Origin of the sequence: Halalkalicoccus paucihalophilus (genome assembly GCF_001593955.1) — an archaeon.
Lineage (GTDB): Archaea > Halobacteriota > Halobacteria > Halobacteriales > Halalkalicoccaceae > Halalkalicoccus > Halalkalicoccus paucihalophilus.
The window spans coordinates 62556-75674 of the sequence record NZ_LTAZ01000003.1 but is presented as its reverse complement, the minus strand read 5'-3'; the positions used below and the strand labels follow the sequence as shown (position 1 = coordinate 75674).

At 68.0% G+C, this 13119-nt stretch carries 17 protein-coding genes; 8 read left to right on the top strand and 9 right to left on the bottom strand.

Going from position 1 to position 13119, the window contains the following annotated elements; all coding sequences use genetic code 11:
- Positions 1–858, bottom strand: coding sequence for an ATP-dependent sacrificial sulfur transferase LarE (gene larE / locus HAPAU_RS03945; RefSeq protein ID WP_066379883.1), 858 nt, complete (start codon positions 856–858; stop codon positions 1–3).
- Positions 859–950: 92 nt separating this feature from the next.
- Between larE and HAPAU_RS03940 the strand changes: the two genes are divergently transcribed.
- The 3 genes from HAPAU_RS03940 to HAPAU_RS03930 all read left to right on the top strand — a co-directional run bounded on the left by HAPAU_RS03940 (position 951) and on the right by HAPAU_RS03930 (position 4375).
- The gene (locus tag HAPAU_RS03940; RefSeq protein ID WP_066379881.1) at positions 951–2927 is read left to right on the top strand and encodes a MutS-related protein; all 1977 of its coding nucleotides are present in this window, start codon (positions 951–953) and stop codon (positions 2925–2927) included.
- Complete coding sequence (locus HAPAU_RS03935) at positions 2924–3124, top strand: hypothetical protein (RefSeq protein ID WP_066379879.1); 201 nt, start codon at positions 2924–2926, stop codon at positions 3122–3124. The genes HAPAU_RS03940 and HAPAU_RS03935 overlap by 4 nt, the downstream gene beginning before the upstream one ends.
- Positions 3125–3247: 123 nt before the next feature.
- Positions 3248–4375 carry an ORC1-type DNA replication protein gene (locus HAPAU_RS03930; RefSeq protein ID WP_066379877.1) on the top strand — a complete coding sequence of 376 codons (1128 nt, stop codon included), beginning with the start codon at positions 3248–3250 and terminating at the stop codon, positions 4373–4375.
- Positions 4376–4396: 21 nt separating this feature from the next.
- Here HAPAU_RS03930 and HAPAU_RS03925 read toward each other — a convergent pair whose 3' ends face one another.
- The 3 genes from HAPAU_RS03925 to HAPAU_RS03915 form a co-directional block, all read right to left on the bottom strand.
- Complete coding sequence (locus HAPAU_RS03925; protein ID WP_066379876.1) at positions 4397–5635, bottom strand: ABC transporter permease; 1239 nt, start codon at positions 5633–5635, stop codon at positions 4397–4399.
- Entirely contained in the window at positions 5632–6348 is a 717-nt protein-coding gene (locus HAPAU_RS03920) for an ABC transporter ATP-binding protein (protein ID WP_066379875.1), read from the bottom strand. Before HAPAU_RS03920 ends, HAPAU_RS03925 begins: the two co-directional genes overlap by 4 nt.
- A gap of 80 nt (positions 6349–6428) precedes the next feature.
- Positions 6429–6773, bottom strand: coding sequence for a four-helix bundle copper-binding protein (locus HAPAU_RS03915; protein ID WP_066379872.1), 345 nt, complete (start codon positions 6771–6773; stop codon positions 6429–6431).
- A gap of 300 nt (positions 6774–7073) precedes the next feature.
- Here HAPAU_RS03915 and rpiA point away from each other — a divergent pair, with 300 nt between their 5' ends.
- Complete coding sequence (gene rpiA, locus HAPAU_RS03910; protein ID WP_066379870.1) at positions 7074–7757, top strand: ribose-5-phosphate isomerase RpiA; 684 nt, start codon at positions 7074–7076, stop codon at positions 7755–7757.
- 37 nt (positions 7758–7794) lie between these two features.
- Here the strand turns inward: rpiA and HAPAU_RS03905 are convergent, their stop codons facing one another.
- Positions 7795–7962 (bottom strand): DNA-binding protein, encoded by a 168-nt coding sequence (locus HAPAU_RS03905; RefSeq protein ID WP_066379868.1) that lies wholly within the window; start codon positions 7960–7962, stop codon positions 7795–7797.
- Positions 7963–8058: 96 nt separating this feature from the next.
- Here HAPAU_RS03905 and larB point away from each other — a divergent pair, with 96 nt between their 5' ends.
- The 3 genes from larB to HAPAU_RS03895 all read left to right on the top strand — a co-directional run bounded on the left by larB (position 8059) and on the right by HAPAU_RS03895 (position 9442).
- Positions 8059–8811 (top strand): nickel pincer cofactor biosynthesis protein LarB, encoded by a 753-nt coding sequence (larB, locus tag HAPAU_RS03900; RefSeq protein WP_066379867.1) that lies wholly within the window; start codon positions 8059–8061, stop codon positions 8809–8811.
- A gap of 183 nt (positions 8812–8994) precedes the next feature.
- A complete protein-coding gene (locus tag HAPAU_RS20820; protein WP_449267233.1) occupies positions 8995–9144 on the top strand; it encodes a DUF7563 family protein in 150 nt (49 codons plus the stop codon).
- Positions 9145–9199: 55 nt separating this feature from the next.
- The gene (locus tag HAPAU_RS03895; protein ID WP_066379865.1) at positions 9200–9442 is read left to right on the top strand and encodes a GIY-YIG nuclease family protein; all 243 of its coding nucleotides are present in this window, start codon (positions 9200–9202) and stop codon (positions 9440–9442) included.
- Here the strand turns inward: HAPAU_RS03895 and HAPAU_RS03890 are convergent.
- Positions 9436–9999: an NADPH-dependent FMN reductase gene (locus tag HAPAU_RS03890; protein ID WP_066379864.1), complete on the bottom strand. Its 564-nt coding sequence runs from the start codon at positions 9997–9999 to the stop codon at positions 9436–9438. The two genes, HAPAU_RS03895 and HAPAU_RS03890, sit on opposite strands and share 7 nt — an antisense overlap.
- A gap of 80 nt (positions 10000–10079) precedes the next feature.
- On the opposite strand from HAPAU_RS03890, the gene HAPAU_RS03885 reads away from it, so the two are divergent.
- Positions 10080–11450, top strand: coding sequence for a phosphoglucomutase/phosphomannomutase family protein (locus HAPAU_RS03885; protein ID WP_066379857.1), 1371 nt, complete (start codon positions 10080–10082; stop codon positions 11448–11450).
- On the opposite strand, the gene HAPAU_RS03880 is transcribed toward HAPAU_RS03885, so the two are convergent.
- From HAPAU_RS03880 to HAPAU_RS03870, 3 genes are read right to left on the bottom strand one after another with little or no spacing between them, the layout of a single operon-like run.
- Positions 11434–11805: a GNAT family N-acetyltransferase gene (locus tag HAPAU_RS03880; protein ID WP_066379856.1), complete on the bottom strand. Its 372-nt coding sequence runs from the start codon at positions 11803–11805 to the stop codon at positions 11434–11436. The genes HAPAU_RS03885 and HAPAU_RS03880 overlap by 17 nt on opposite strands.
- Complete coding sequence (gene samp2, locus HAPAU_RS03875; RefSeq protein WP_066379854.1) at positions 11802–11999, bottom strand: ubiquitin-like small modifier protein SAMP2; 198 nt, start codon at positions 11997–11999, stop codon at positions 11802–11804. Before samp2 ends, HAPAU_RS03880 begins: the two co-directional genes overlap by 4 nt.
- Before the next feature lie 25 nt (positions 12000–12024).
- Positions 12025–13071 carry a bactofilin family protein gene (locus HAPAU_RS03870; protein WP_066379850.1) on the bottom strand — a complete coding sequence of 349 codons (1047 nt, stop codon included), beginning with the start codon at positions 13069–13071 and terminating at the stop codon, positions 12025–12027.
- Positions 13072–13119 lie beyond the last annotated feature (48 nt).

The window sequence follows — 13119 nt, the reverse complement described above, 5'->3', positions numbered from 1 at the left end:
CTACTCCGCCGTGGGGTACTGCGTGTCGAGCAGATCCGCCTCTGTGTCGGCTGTCTCGCCGGGGCTGACGCTTCCCGTCCGATAGCCGTGCAAATCCAGCGTGACGTGCTCGAAGCCCAGATCCTCCATGTGCGCGCGGGTCGCCCGGACGAACTCGATATCGAGGGCCTCCTTTAGCTCCTCGGGCGTGATTTCGATGCGGGCGAGCCCGTCGTGATCGCGCACGCGGAACTGCGAGAAGCCCCACCCTCGCAGCAGGGCCTCGGCCTTGTCGACCCGCGTGAGTCGCTCCTCGGTGACCTCGACCCCGGTCGGAATCCGCGAGGAGAGACAGGCCATCGAGGGTTTGTCGGCCACGGAGAGCCCATAAATATCGGCGATCTCGCGCACCTCGTCCTTGCTGATGTCGTGTTCGAGAAGCGGCGAGCGGGCGTCGAGCTCGGTGACCGCCTGCAGGCCCGGCCGGTGGCCCTCGCCGGGGTCCGAGGCGTTCGTTCCGTCGCACACCACTGGAATCCCGAGTTCCTCCGCCTTCTCGAACATCCTCCCGAGTCGCATCGACCGGCAGTGATAACAGCGGTCGCCGTCGTTTTTGACGAACTCGGGGTCGTCCAGTTCGGAGAACTCGACGACCTCGTGGCGGATGCCGATCTCCGCTGCGACCCGCGTTGCGTCCGCGAGTTCTGCCTCGGGCAGCGTCTCGCTTTTGGCGGTGCAGGCCACGGCGTCCTCTCCGAGTGCGTCGTGGGCGATGGCGGCGACGGCGCTCGAATCCACTCCCCCGGAGAAGGCGACGAGTATCCCCGCCTCGCCGGCGAGGTCCGCGCGGGCGGCGGCCAGTTTCTCCTCTGCGGACATGCTCGCCCTTGCGCGCCCGCGGACAAAAGCCGTGCGCTCTCGTGAGGTCCGGCCGGGACGTTTTTGCGTTCGCGCCGGTAGTGGGCCTACTGATGGAGTTCGAGTCGATCCCCGGGGTGGGCGCGAAGACCGCAAGCGCGCTCGCCGAGGTCGAGGGCGCTGAACGCGCGCTCCGCGAGGGTGACGTGGCCCACCTCGCGAGCGCACCGGGGATCAGCGAGGGCCGGGCCGCCCGGATCGCCCGCGGCGCGATCCGCCGGGAACACGACGATTCGAGTCGGCTGCTCAGGACCGACCGTGCCCGCGAGATCCACCGCGAACTGCTCTCCCTGTTGCAGGACCGGGCGGTCACCGCCTACGGAAAACGCCGCCTCGAGACGTTCTATCCCAGCGGTTCGCCCTCCCGTATCGAGGAGGTCCGGGCGTTCGCCAGACGCGCACTCGAACGCGAGCCCGACCCCGATGTCCGCGAGGCCCTCTCGGGAGTCACACCCCTCGAAACGCCGCGCGACGTGCGGGTTCGAGACCGCTGTCTGGTCACGAGCGACGCAGAAACCCTCGCCGCTGCGCGCGAGGCGCTTCCGGAACTCCCGGTCGAGGTGTGCGAGGACGCCCGCGGGCTGGCGGACCTCGCGCGGAGCTACTCGACGGTGATCGCGCTCGACGAGGCCTTCACCGGGGTCGAAGTCGAGGGCGACGTACAGGTCAGACCCGACGCGCTCTCGGATCCGGCCGAGATCGCCCCCGAACGGGTTCTCTCGTTTTTCGCCACAAACCGGGAGTCGATTCGCGCGGCGATCTCGGTTCACCGGACCGACGGGATGGACCCGCCCTGTGACCTCGATTCGTTGGACGACGCGCTCTCCCGATTGGGTCCCGACGGCGAGGTGAGAGACGACGCCGAACTCGACCGACTCACCCGAGCGGTGTCGGACCTCGACGCGAGCGTCCACACCGCAGAGAGCGTCGCCAACGACTCCCTCAGGAACGCGATCGAGGAGCGCGACGTGACCATCGAGGGCACGGACCTGCTCTCGCTCGCGGAACGCGGCGCGGGCATCGACTCGCTGCTCTCGCGGGAACTCGCAGACGAGTACGCCGAAGCCATCGAGGCGGCCCGCGAACACCTGATCGACGCGCTCGCGCTCGATCCCGGCGAGAGCGAGATCGCCCGTGGGGCCTTCCCCGAGGAGCCGACGTTTCCCGTCGAGCACGACGAGAACGTGGTCGGACGCCTGCGCGAGGAGCTGGTCGCCGAAAAGGAACGCCGGGCGACGCGTGGGAAACGCGAACTCGCCGCCGACCTCGCAGCGTTTCGGGACCCGTCCGAGGCGCTGGTCCGGGCCGCCCTCGATCTCGACGTCGAGCTGGCGGTCTCACGCTTCTCCCGCGAGTTCGACTGTACGATGCCCGACTTTTCCGGGGCGGGAATCGAGATCGAGGGCGGGCGCTCGCCGCTGCTCGCCGAGCCCTTGGAGGCGATCGAACCCGTCGATTACTCGGTGGCGGGCGTCACCCTGCTGTCGGGCGTCAACAGCGGCGGGAAGACCTCGACGCTGGATCTGGTCTGCACAGTGGTAGTCCTCGCCCAGATGGGTCTGCCCGTGCCCGCCGACCGAGCCCGACTGGAGCGCTTCTCAGAGGTCCACTACCACGCGAAGACGCAGGGCACCCTCGACGCGGGGGCCTTCGAGGGAACGGTGCGGGAGTTCGCCGACCTCGCGTCGGGGGGTGAGGGCCGGCTGGTGCTGGTCGACGAACTCGAGAGCATCACCGAACCCGGCGCGAGCGCGAAGATTATCGCCGGCATCCTCGAAGCGCTCGCCGAGACCGACACCACGGCGGTCTTCGTCTCGCATCTCGCCCGCGAGATCCGGAGCGCCGCCGACTGCGAGATCGCCGTCGACGGGATCGAGGCCGTCGGCCTCGAAGACGGCGAACTCGTGGTGAACCGCTCGCCCGTGAAGGGCCGTCTCGCCCGGTCGACGCCGGAACTGATCGTCGAGAAACTCGCCCGCGAGGAGGGCACGGCGATCTACGACCGGCTGCTCGGAAAATTCGAGTCATGAACCGGGAGGGTACCGCCTACGAGATCGCCCATTTCCTTGCGGTCGTCGGCCTCGCGTATCTCGCGTTGCGCCTCGCGGGCTCCGTCGGGATCACTGCGCTTTGGGCGGAACTGGTGGTCGCGGGTGCGGTCGGCGTGAGCTACGTCCTCGCCGTGTTCGCCCTCGACCTCGCCCCGCCTTCGTGGCGCGGGGAGTGATACCGTCGGCTATAACTACGCGATCGAAGTCGCTAGGCGATCGGGGACCTCGATTACGGACGTATCGCCGACGGTACCAGCCGTGGCGAACGATTAAATAGGCCGGCGAGCGTGGTGAAAGTGATGGTCGAGGACCCCGAGGAGGGGATGCTCTCGTGGGACGAGTCGGTCTTCCGGGACGAGCGCGTCTTCGAGATCGACTACCTCCCTGAGACGTTCGAACACCGCGAGACGCAGTTACAAAGTCTGCAGTACGCCCTGCGGCCCGCCGTGAGGGGATCCCGACCGCTGAACGCGCTGGTGCAGGGCCCGCCCGGCACCGGCAAGACCACGGCGGTCCAGAAGCTCTTCGGCGAGCTCTCGGGCCACGCGGGCGTGCGGACGGTTCACGTCAACTGTCAGGTCGACTCGACGCGCTATGCGGTCTTTTCGAGACTGTTCGAGGGGATCTTCGAGTACGAACCGCCCTCCAGCGGGGTGTCGTTCAAAAAGTTGTTCGGACAGGTCGCAGACAGGCTGGTCGAGGCCGACGAGGTGCTCGTGGTCGCCCTCGACGACGTGAACTACCTCTTCTACGAGAACGAAGCAAGCGATACGCTCTATTCGCTTCTTCGCGCCCACGAGGCCCACCCCGGCACGCGGATCGGCGTGGTCGTCGTCTCCTCGGATCTGGCGCTCGACACGATCGAGGAGCTCGATTCCAGGGTTCGGAGCGTCTTTCGCCCCGAGGAGGTCTACTTTCCGGTCTACGACGCCGGCGAGATCGTCGACATCCTCACGGAGCGCATCGACCGCGGCTTTCACGACGGCGTCGTCTCCACGACGGTCCTCGACCGGGTCGCGGAGTTCACCGCCGAGAGCGGCGACCTGCGCGTGGGGATCGACCTCCTGCGTCGGGCGGGGCTGAACGCCGAGATGCGCGCCAGTCGAACCGTCGAGATCGAGGACGTCGAGGAGGCCTACGAACAGTCCAAATACGTCCACCTCTCGCGGAGCCTCCGCGGACTCGCCGAAAGCGAGGCGGCGCTCGTTCGCGTGCTGGTCGACCACGACGGTGAGCAGGCCGGCGAGGTCTACGAGGCGTTCGCCGAGGAGACCGATCTGGGCTACACCCGCTACTCGGAGATCGTCAACAAACTCGATCAACTCGGGATCGTCGAGACCTCCTACGACGGGATGGAGGGGCGGGGACGCTCCCGTCAGCTCTCGCTGGCGTACGATTCGGCGGCGGTTCTGGACCGCCTTGAGTGAGCCACCGGCGTTCGATCCCGATCACTCGTAGCGAAGCGCCTCGATCGGGTCGGTCCGGGCGGCGTTCCACGCCGGGTAGAGGCCGGCGAGTGCCCCCACGAGGACACCGGTAACGACCGCGACGAGCGCCCATTCGAGCGGCGCGACGAACGGGAACTCGAGGATCCGGGTCGCGACGTACCCGCCCGCGAAGCCGACCGCGGCCCCCGCCGCCGCGCCCAGCAGGCCGAGGATCGCCGCCTCGGTCAGAAACAGCTGGAGGACGTCGCGCTTCTGTGCCCCGACGGTCTTCATGATCCCGATCTCGCGGGTGCGCTCGGTGACGCTGACGAGCATGACGTTGGCGATCCCGATCGACCCCACCAGCAGCGAGATGAGCGCGATCCCGGTGATGAAGCCCGTCAGCGTCGCCAGCAGGCCGTTCACCTGTTCGAGGAGGTCCTCGTTGGTCTGTATCTCGACACCGAAGGTCCCGGGAAGGGCCTCGCTCGCGTCCGATTCATCCTCCAGATAGGTCCTGACCGCGGACGTGACGGCCTCGACGTTTTCGGGACTGTCGGCGGTCACCACCACGTACGGGTAGACGCGCTGTTCGCCGCCGGTGGCGTTCTCGGCCGTCGTCCGGTGGATGGGGTCGGCGGGCATGTAGACGCGAGCGCCCTCGCCGAACCCGTCGAACGGGCTTCGGGGTCCCGAGTCCTCGAGGATCCCGACGACGGTCATCTCGGCCTCCGAGCCGTCCTCGAACGTGACCGTCATCCGGTCTCCGACCGCGACGTCCTCCTCGAACCCCGCCGCGGCCAGCGGCGTCAGCACGACCTCGTTTTCGCCGGACTCGAACGCCCGGCCCTCAGCGATCGCGTCGTCGGTGAAGTAGTCGGGACCGGTGGCGACGGCGTCGCCACCCGCGATCGTATCGCCCTCGTGTTCGAACCCGTTCGCGCTGACCGACGCGTAGGGGGCGACCCCGTCGACGCCATCGATCGCGCGCAACCGGTCGATGTCGTCCTCGGTGAACACGGCGCGTGCGCCAGCACCGGGCGGGCCCTGTGCGTCCTCGGGGCCGTTCCAGACGTAGATCCGCTCGGCGTCCTCGCCGCCGACCTCGCCAATCACCGCCGCCTGCAGGCTCGCCCCGAGGATCACGAAGACGATCACCGCCGCGACGCCGATCAACACGCCCAGCGCCGTCAGCGACGATCTGAGGGGATGGCCCCTGATCGCCCGCAGGCTCATCGAGAGCGCCTCCCGGGGGTTCACGCTTTCCGCCTCGCGCCGGTGACCGCCTCGATCCCTTCCAGTTCGCCGTCGACGACGTGGACGATCCGTTCTGCGTGTTCGGCCACGTCGCGTTCGTGCGTCACGAGTATCACCGTCCGCCCCTCCCCGTAGAGCGCCTCGAAGAGCGCCAACACGTCGCTTCCGGTCGCGGTGTCGAGGTTTCCGGTGGGTTCGTCCGCGAGCACGATGGCCGGGTCGGCCACGAGCGCGCGGGCGATGGCGACGCGCTGGCGCTGACCGCCCGACAGTTGGTTGGGGCGGTGATCCGCCCGTTCGGCGAGACCGACCCGATCCAGCAGTTCGCGGGCCCGAGCGCGTCGCTCGCGCCGCCGGACCCCCTGAAAGACCAGCGGCAGGGCGACGTTCTCGAGCGCCGACAGACGCGGCATGAGGTTGAACGTCTGGAAGACGAACCCGATCGTTCGCCCCCGGAGGGTCGTCCGCTCGCGGTCGCTCATCCCCGCGACGTCCCGCCCGTCGACCAGCACCCGCCCCTCCGTGGGCCGGTCGAGACAGCCCACGAGGTTCATCAGCGTGCTCTTTCCCGAGCCGCTCGGGCCCATGATCGCGGTGTAGGATCCCCGCGGGATCGACAGCGATACCGACGAGAGCGCGTCGATGGGCTGGCCCAGCCGGTAGGTCTTGGTCACGTCGTCGAGAACCACCGCTGGCTCGTCCGGGGTGACGTCCACGAAAAACTAGAGCGGTCGCGAGCGCTATGACTCTTGTTCATACGACGGCCGGCGGCTCGTGTCGGGAGCGACCGTTCGACTCAAGCCGCCATTCCGCGGCAGGTCTCGGCACACTCGCGCAGGACCTCCGCACAGACCTGACAGTGCTCATGGTCGTGCCCCTCGCACTCCTCTGCACACTCCTCGCAGGCGTCGGCACAGACCGCCGCCAGCTCGGCGTGGTAGCCCGAATCGCGCGCCATGAAGCGGGCGTGAAGCGTTGTCAGGTCCGCGACGTCTCGACACAGCCGGATACACTCGGCCATCCCCTCGCCCTCGTCGGCACAGGCGTCCGCACACCACTCGCAGGCTTGGGCGGCGTCGAGGCAGTTGTCCAGACAGTCGGCCATCTCGTCGTCGAGGTGTTCGATCTCGGTGAGTGCCATCGCGTCTACCGATACGCCGGCATCCCTTTCCGCACTTTCGCTTGCGATAGTCCGCTCGTGTCGACCGGCTCGCTTCGGAATCCGGCGTCGCCGAGCGACCGCGAAAGCCGCATTCATAGCGTTCGAGGCGACCGTTCTCGGCTAACTCGCGATACTATCCCTCAGAGTCGGTCTCGAATCTCGACGAACCGCCCCCGTTCCGTCCGCGAACGGTTTCGATTCCGAGGTCAGTCCCCCTCCACACGAGCGAATCACAGCCCGATTGAAACGCTTTTTTTCCCGGGGAGCGACCGCCCGCGCATGAAGACCACCGGCGGGAGCGAGGAGGCGAAACGAAGGGCGGGCGAGCGCGCCGCCGAACTCGTCAAGGACGGGACGGTCGTCGGCCTCGGCACCGGCTCGACGGCGGCCCACGCGATCCGCGCGCTCGGTCAGCGGGTCGAGGCGGGGCTCGATATACGGGGGGTTCCGACCTCGTACCAGTCGGCGGACCTCGCCCGCGAGGTCGGGATTCCGCTGACGACCCTCGACGACGCGCTTCCCGATCTGGCCATCGACGGTGCCGATCAGATCGTGGGCTTCGACCTGATCAAGGGCGGCGGCGCGGCCCACGCACGCGAGAAACTGGTCGACAGCGCCGCAGAGCGGTTCGTCGTCGTCGCCGACCCCTCGAAGGAGGTCGAGGAGTTCGATGGCCCCGTCCCCCTCGAAGTCCTGCCCTCCGCGCGTCGTCCCGTCGCCGAGGCGCTCGAGGGACTGGGCGGGACGCCCGAACTCAGGGCCGCCGAGCGAAAGGACGGGCCGGTCGTCACCGACAACGGCAACCTCGTGTTCGACTGCGAGTTCGGCCGGATCGCGGAGCCCGCAGACCTCGCGGACGATCTGGCCTCGATTCCGGGCGCCCTCGAACACGGCCTGTTCGTCGGGCTGGCGGATACGATACTCGTGGGCACTCACGACCGCGTCGAGGAACGCCGTCGCTGATCGGTGCGAAAAAATCGAAAAGGGCTCGGAAGCCGACTTACAGGTCGCGGGGCTGGACCGTCTTCCGGTCGTTGTCCTCGGCACGGCGTGCCGCGTCGTTGAGGAGCCCCTCGACTTCCTCGTCGAGCGCGTCGTAGAAGTCGGAGGAGACGTTGTGGTCGGACAGTGCTTCCTTTACGGCGGCTTTGACGATCAGGTCTGCCATACGAACGGCCCTTTTCCGGCCGCCTTTATAAGCTTTCGTAAATCGACCCGTCTCGAAGGCGACGAATAGGAATAGCTGGGGGTCTATCCCCCGAATATGGGACTTCGAGACATTCTTGATAGCGTATATGCCGGTGAATTAACCCCCGAGGAGGCCCAGGCGCGCCTCGCAGGCTACGCGACGACCGACGCCGGCCGGTTCGACGCCGCCCGGGAATCCCGACGCGGCATCCCCGAGGCGATCTTCGCGCCCGGAAAGACCGTCGAGGAGGTCGCCGCGCTCGCCGAAACCGCCCTCGACACCACGGGACGGGCGATCGTCACGCGGATCGAGAGCGAGGAGGCCGCCGCCCTCGAAGGGCTCGATGGCGATACGACCTACCACGAACGCGCTCGCTGTCTCGTCGTCCACGAACCGGGGTTCGAACCGCCCGAGATCAGTGCTACAGTGGGGATCGTCACCGGGGGGACCGCCGACCGACTACCGGCGGGCGAGGCGGCGGTGATCGCAAGCGAGATCGGTGCGAGCGTCACGCGGATCGAGGACGTGGGCGTGGCGAACCTCTCTCGGGTGGTCGACCAACTCTCCCGCCTACGCGAGCTGGACGTACTCGTGGTCGCCGCCGGTCGCGAGGGGGCGCTCCCGACCGTGGTCGCCGGCCTCGTTTCCGCACCCGTGATCGGCCTGCCGGTCTCGAGCGGTTACGGCCACGGCGGAAACGGCGAGGCCGCACTCATGGGAATGCTCCAGTCGTGTACCACGCTCTCGGTGGTAAACATCGATGCGGGCTTCGTCGCGGGGACACAGGCGGGACTGATCGCCAGCGCGATCGCAGATGCCCGCCCGTAGTTCGGGAATCCTGAAGGCGAGTACTCGCTGTCTCACTTTCCATTCGCTCATTCTACGACACTCTTTCTAAATTGCAAATTTCTCTTTCGAGAAAGCGAACTTCGGACCGATTTTGGAAAGAGTATTTATCGGGTCCTCCCATACTGTTAGCTACCGGCACGGTGATCAGCCGGTATGAACGCGATGCCACACTGTAACCACTGCGATGCGCACGTCTCCGAGCGCTTCGAGCGCGTGTTCGCCGACGAACACGGGCGGATCTACGCCTGTCCGAGCTGTTCGGCGAACGCGGGCATAGCGGAAGCCGCGAGGCTCCGTGCGCGAAACGCATAACCTCGCCCTACGGCTACCCGTACCGTAACCCAATCACCACGCGAAGCCCCCTTCTATGAGTCACCACGTCTACGTCCTCGAGTGCGCCGACGACAGCCTCTATACTGGCTACACCACCGACGTCGAGCGACGGGTCGACGAGCACAACGCCGGCGAGGGTGCCAAGTACACCCGCGGGCGGACGCCCGTCTCGCTGGTTCATACCGAGCGCTTCGAGAGTCGGTCGGCAGCGATGAGCCGGGAATACGCGATCAAACAGCTCTCGCGGCGCGAAAAGGAGCGTCTGATCGACTACTGAACCGCGTGTTCGGTGATCGGCTCGGGGTCGATGAAGGCGTATTCGACGGCCTGCCGGCCCAGTTTTCGGACCCGCGTTTCGAGCGATGCGTCGAGGAACTCGCCATCGGCATCGAACTCGTCGCTCGCGTTGCGGATCCCGACCTCGTGGGGCAGCGCCCAGCCGTGGACCGCGCGCACGCTCGCCCGGAGGTGTTCGAGGGTGGGCCCGTAGGTGCCCCCACCAGCGACGGCGAGCAGGCCGACCGTGGTGTCCTCGAACTCGTCGAACCCGCAGTAATCGAGGGCGTTCTTCAGCGCCGCCGAGATCGTGCCGTGATAGACCGGGGTCCCGAGGAGGACGGCGTCGGCCTCGCGGATCTCTCTCATCAACTGCTCGGCGTCGGCGGTGTCCTCGGTGTCGGGGTCGTAGACCGGGAGGTCGTACTCGCGCAGGTCGAGTAGTTCGACGCTTGCGCCGGCCTCGCGGGCGGCTGTCAGAGCGTGACCGAGGGCGAGGCGGGTGTAGCTGCCGTCACGGAGGCTCCCACAGACGGCAACGACGCGGGGGTTTGCCATACCCGAACTGGGGGACGGGGAAAGAAAACGACACCGAACGGACCCCGCCGATTTTTCCCCTCCGGCGATGAGGTCCGTGTATGGAGCAGATCAGTTTCGGGACCGACGGCTGGCGCGCGACGCTCGATACCTTCACCGCGCCGCGGGTTCGGATGGTCGGACAGGCGGTCGCCACGTACCTCGACGAGGAGGGGTTCACCGACCCGGTCGCCGTCTGTTACGACGCCCGCGAGTCCTCGCGGGGTTTCGCGGAAGAACTCGCGCGCGTGCTGTGTGCGAACGGCTTCGACGTCGTGATGCCCGAGCGCGACCGACCTACTCCACTCCTCTCGTGGGCCATTTCCGAGCGCGAACTCGCGGGCGGGCTGATGATCACCGCCTCGCACAACCCGCCCGAGTACAACGGCGTGAAGTTCATTCCCGAGGACGGCGCACCCGCCCTGCCCAAGGTCACCGACGCCATCGAGGCGAACCTCGCCGAGCCCGACCCGCTGCCCGAATCGGAGTGGGGTACGGTCCGGGAGGTCGACTTCGTCACGCCCCACGCCGACCACGCGCTGGACCTCGTGGGAGCGGATCTCGACCTCTCGGTCGCCTACGACGCGATACACGGGAGCGGTCGGGGCGTCACCGACAGCCTGCTCAAACGCGCGGGCGTCGACGTCACTCGCCTGCGCTGTGAGGCCGATCCCACCTTCGGCGGCGTCTCGCCCGAGCCCACGCGCGGGAACCTCGACGAACTGGTCGAGCGCGTCACGTCGGGTGAGGCCGCCCTCGGGATCGCGAACGACGGCGACGCGGACCGTATCGCGCTTATCACGCCCGAACGGGGCCTCCTCGACGCGAACCTGCTGTACGCGGCGCTCTACGACTACCTGCTCGAAACCGACTCGGGTCCGGCCATCAGAACCGTCTCGACTACGTTTCTGATCGACCGGATCGCAGAATCCCACGGCGAGGCGGCCATCGAGGTGTCCGTCGGATTCAAGTGGGTCGCACGGGCGATGGCCGAGCACGACGCCCTGATGGGGGGCGAGGAGTCGGGCGGCTTTTCGATGCGGGGACACGTCCGCGAAAAGGACGGCGTGCTGATCGCACTGCTCGCTGTGGCGGCCCACGACGAGGAGCCGCTCGACGAGCGGGTCGACCGCCTGCTCGCGGAGCACGGCGAGATCCACCAGAACCGCGTGAGCGTCGACTGTCCCGACGAGGAGAAAGGACCCACGCTTGATTCGCTCTCGGAGGCCATTCCCGATTCGGCCGCCGGCGAGCGTGTCGAGGACGTCAACACGGCCGACGGGTTCAAACTCCTCCTCGAGAGCGGTGCGTGGCTGCTCGTCCGGCCCAGCGGCACTGAACCGAAACTCCGGGTCTACGCCGAGGCCAGTAGCGAAGCGCGGGTCGATGAGTTGCTCGCCGCCGGTCGGGATCTGGTCACCGAGGTCCGCTGAGTCGGCCACGATACCGTTTCTCCCGCCCGTCCTCACGCTCGATCTCGAACCCGAGCGACTCGTAGAAGGGCCGGATGGCGGGGCGGAAGTCGGCCGAAAGCGGGCCGCGTTCGGCGGCCCGACCGACCAGCGCCGAGCCGATCCCCCGTCCCCTATGGGTTCTGACCACCGCGATCGCCTCGATTCGAGCGCCATCGAGGACGAGCGCGCCTCTGACGTGGCTCCGATTCACGGCGACGAGCGCGTCGCCCGCGGCGATCGCCCCGCGTACGGTTTCGGGATCGACCTCCAGCAGCGCGCCCTCCACGACCCGCATGACCGCGTCGAACTCGTCCTCGCGGGCCTCGCGGATCATCCGCCCTTGATCAGCCGGAGCACCTGTACTCGTTCGGCCTCGACGGGCTGGTCCTCGGGAACGGGCCGACCATCGACCATGACGCTGACCTCGTGGGGGCTGAGATCGAGTTCCGAGAGCAGATCCGCGTAGGTCGGCTCCGGGAGCGAGAGGTCGTGGGTGCCCTCGCCGACGACCTCGACGGTAACGTCCATGCGCCGAGTACCCCTGCGAGGGGTTTCAGGCTGTCGTGGTCCGCTCGTCGTTCCATGCCTCGCCGTACCGGCCGTACAGCGCGAGCGAGAGCGCACCCAGCCCCACGAGCAACACGAGGAGGTCGACGAACCCGCCGAGATACGGGAGGAGGCCGACGACGGCGACGACGACCAGCCCGAGAGCCAGCGCGACCCAGCGGTTCTCGGCGTCGGCGAGCGCGAGCAGCCACGCCCCGAGGGCGAATCGGCCGTAGACCGACCCGACCCAGAGCAACAGGGCGAACACCAACGCTCCCGCGACCGAGAGGGGGATCCCGACGAGCGTGATCGCGACGAGTCCGAGCGCGATCGGAACCCCCACGAGCGCGAGGACGCCGACGCCGACGCTTTTGAGCGTCTCCGTCCTCGCCGTGGTCGAGACGCCGTCGGAAAAGCGCGGAAACGCCGCAAGCAGGACCGCGCCGAGGACGAGATTGACGAGCAGCCAGTAGACCGGTCCCAGCCACGGCGGCGGGGTGGGGATCTCTCCGATCGGGGCCGGGACGGGGCTGGCCGGCGACCCCTCGCGTACGGTCCCGGCGACCGTCGCGTCGGGGTGGCGGTTCAGCGCCCCGTCGTAAGTCAGGTCGCCACCGACGACGGCGTCGGGTCCGAGCGAGACGCTGCCGGCGGCGGCCTCGACGTCGCCCGCGACAGTTCCATCGATCGCGACGTTGCCGCCCGCCGTCGAGAGCGCCCCGACGCTTGCGTCCTCGCTTACGACGACGGTGCCCGCCGCGGCGCTCACCTCGCCGCCCACGTCGCCGGCCACGCGGACGGTGCCCGCGAACGCGTCGGCGTCGCCGGTCACCTCGCCCTCGACTAGCACGTCGCCGCCGAAGGCCGTCAGGTCGCCGTCGACCGTCCCCTGTACGACGACGGTGCCCGCGACGGCGGTCAGGTCACCCTTGACGGTCTCGCCCTCCTCGATGACGACGGTTTCGCCCGACCGGGTCTCCTGGGCGGCGGCGACGCCGGAAAACAGCGAGAGCACCACCAGTACCGCTGCCAGAACCGAGAGTGCCCGTTTCATGAAGGTGTTCAGGTGACGACCGAGAATATAGGTGTCGGGAAGGATACA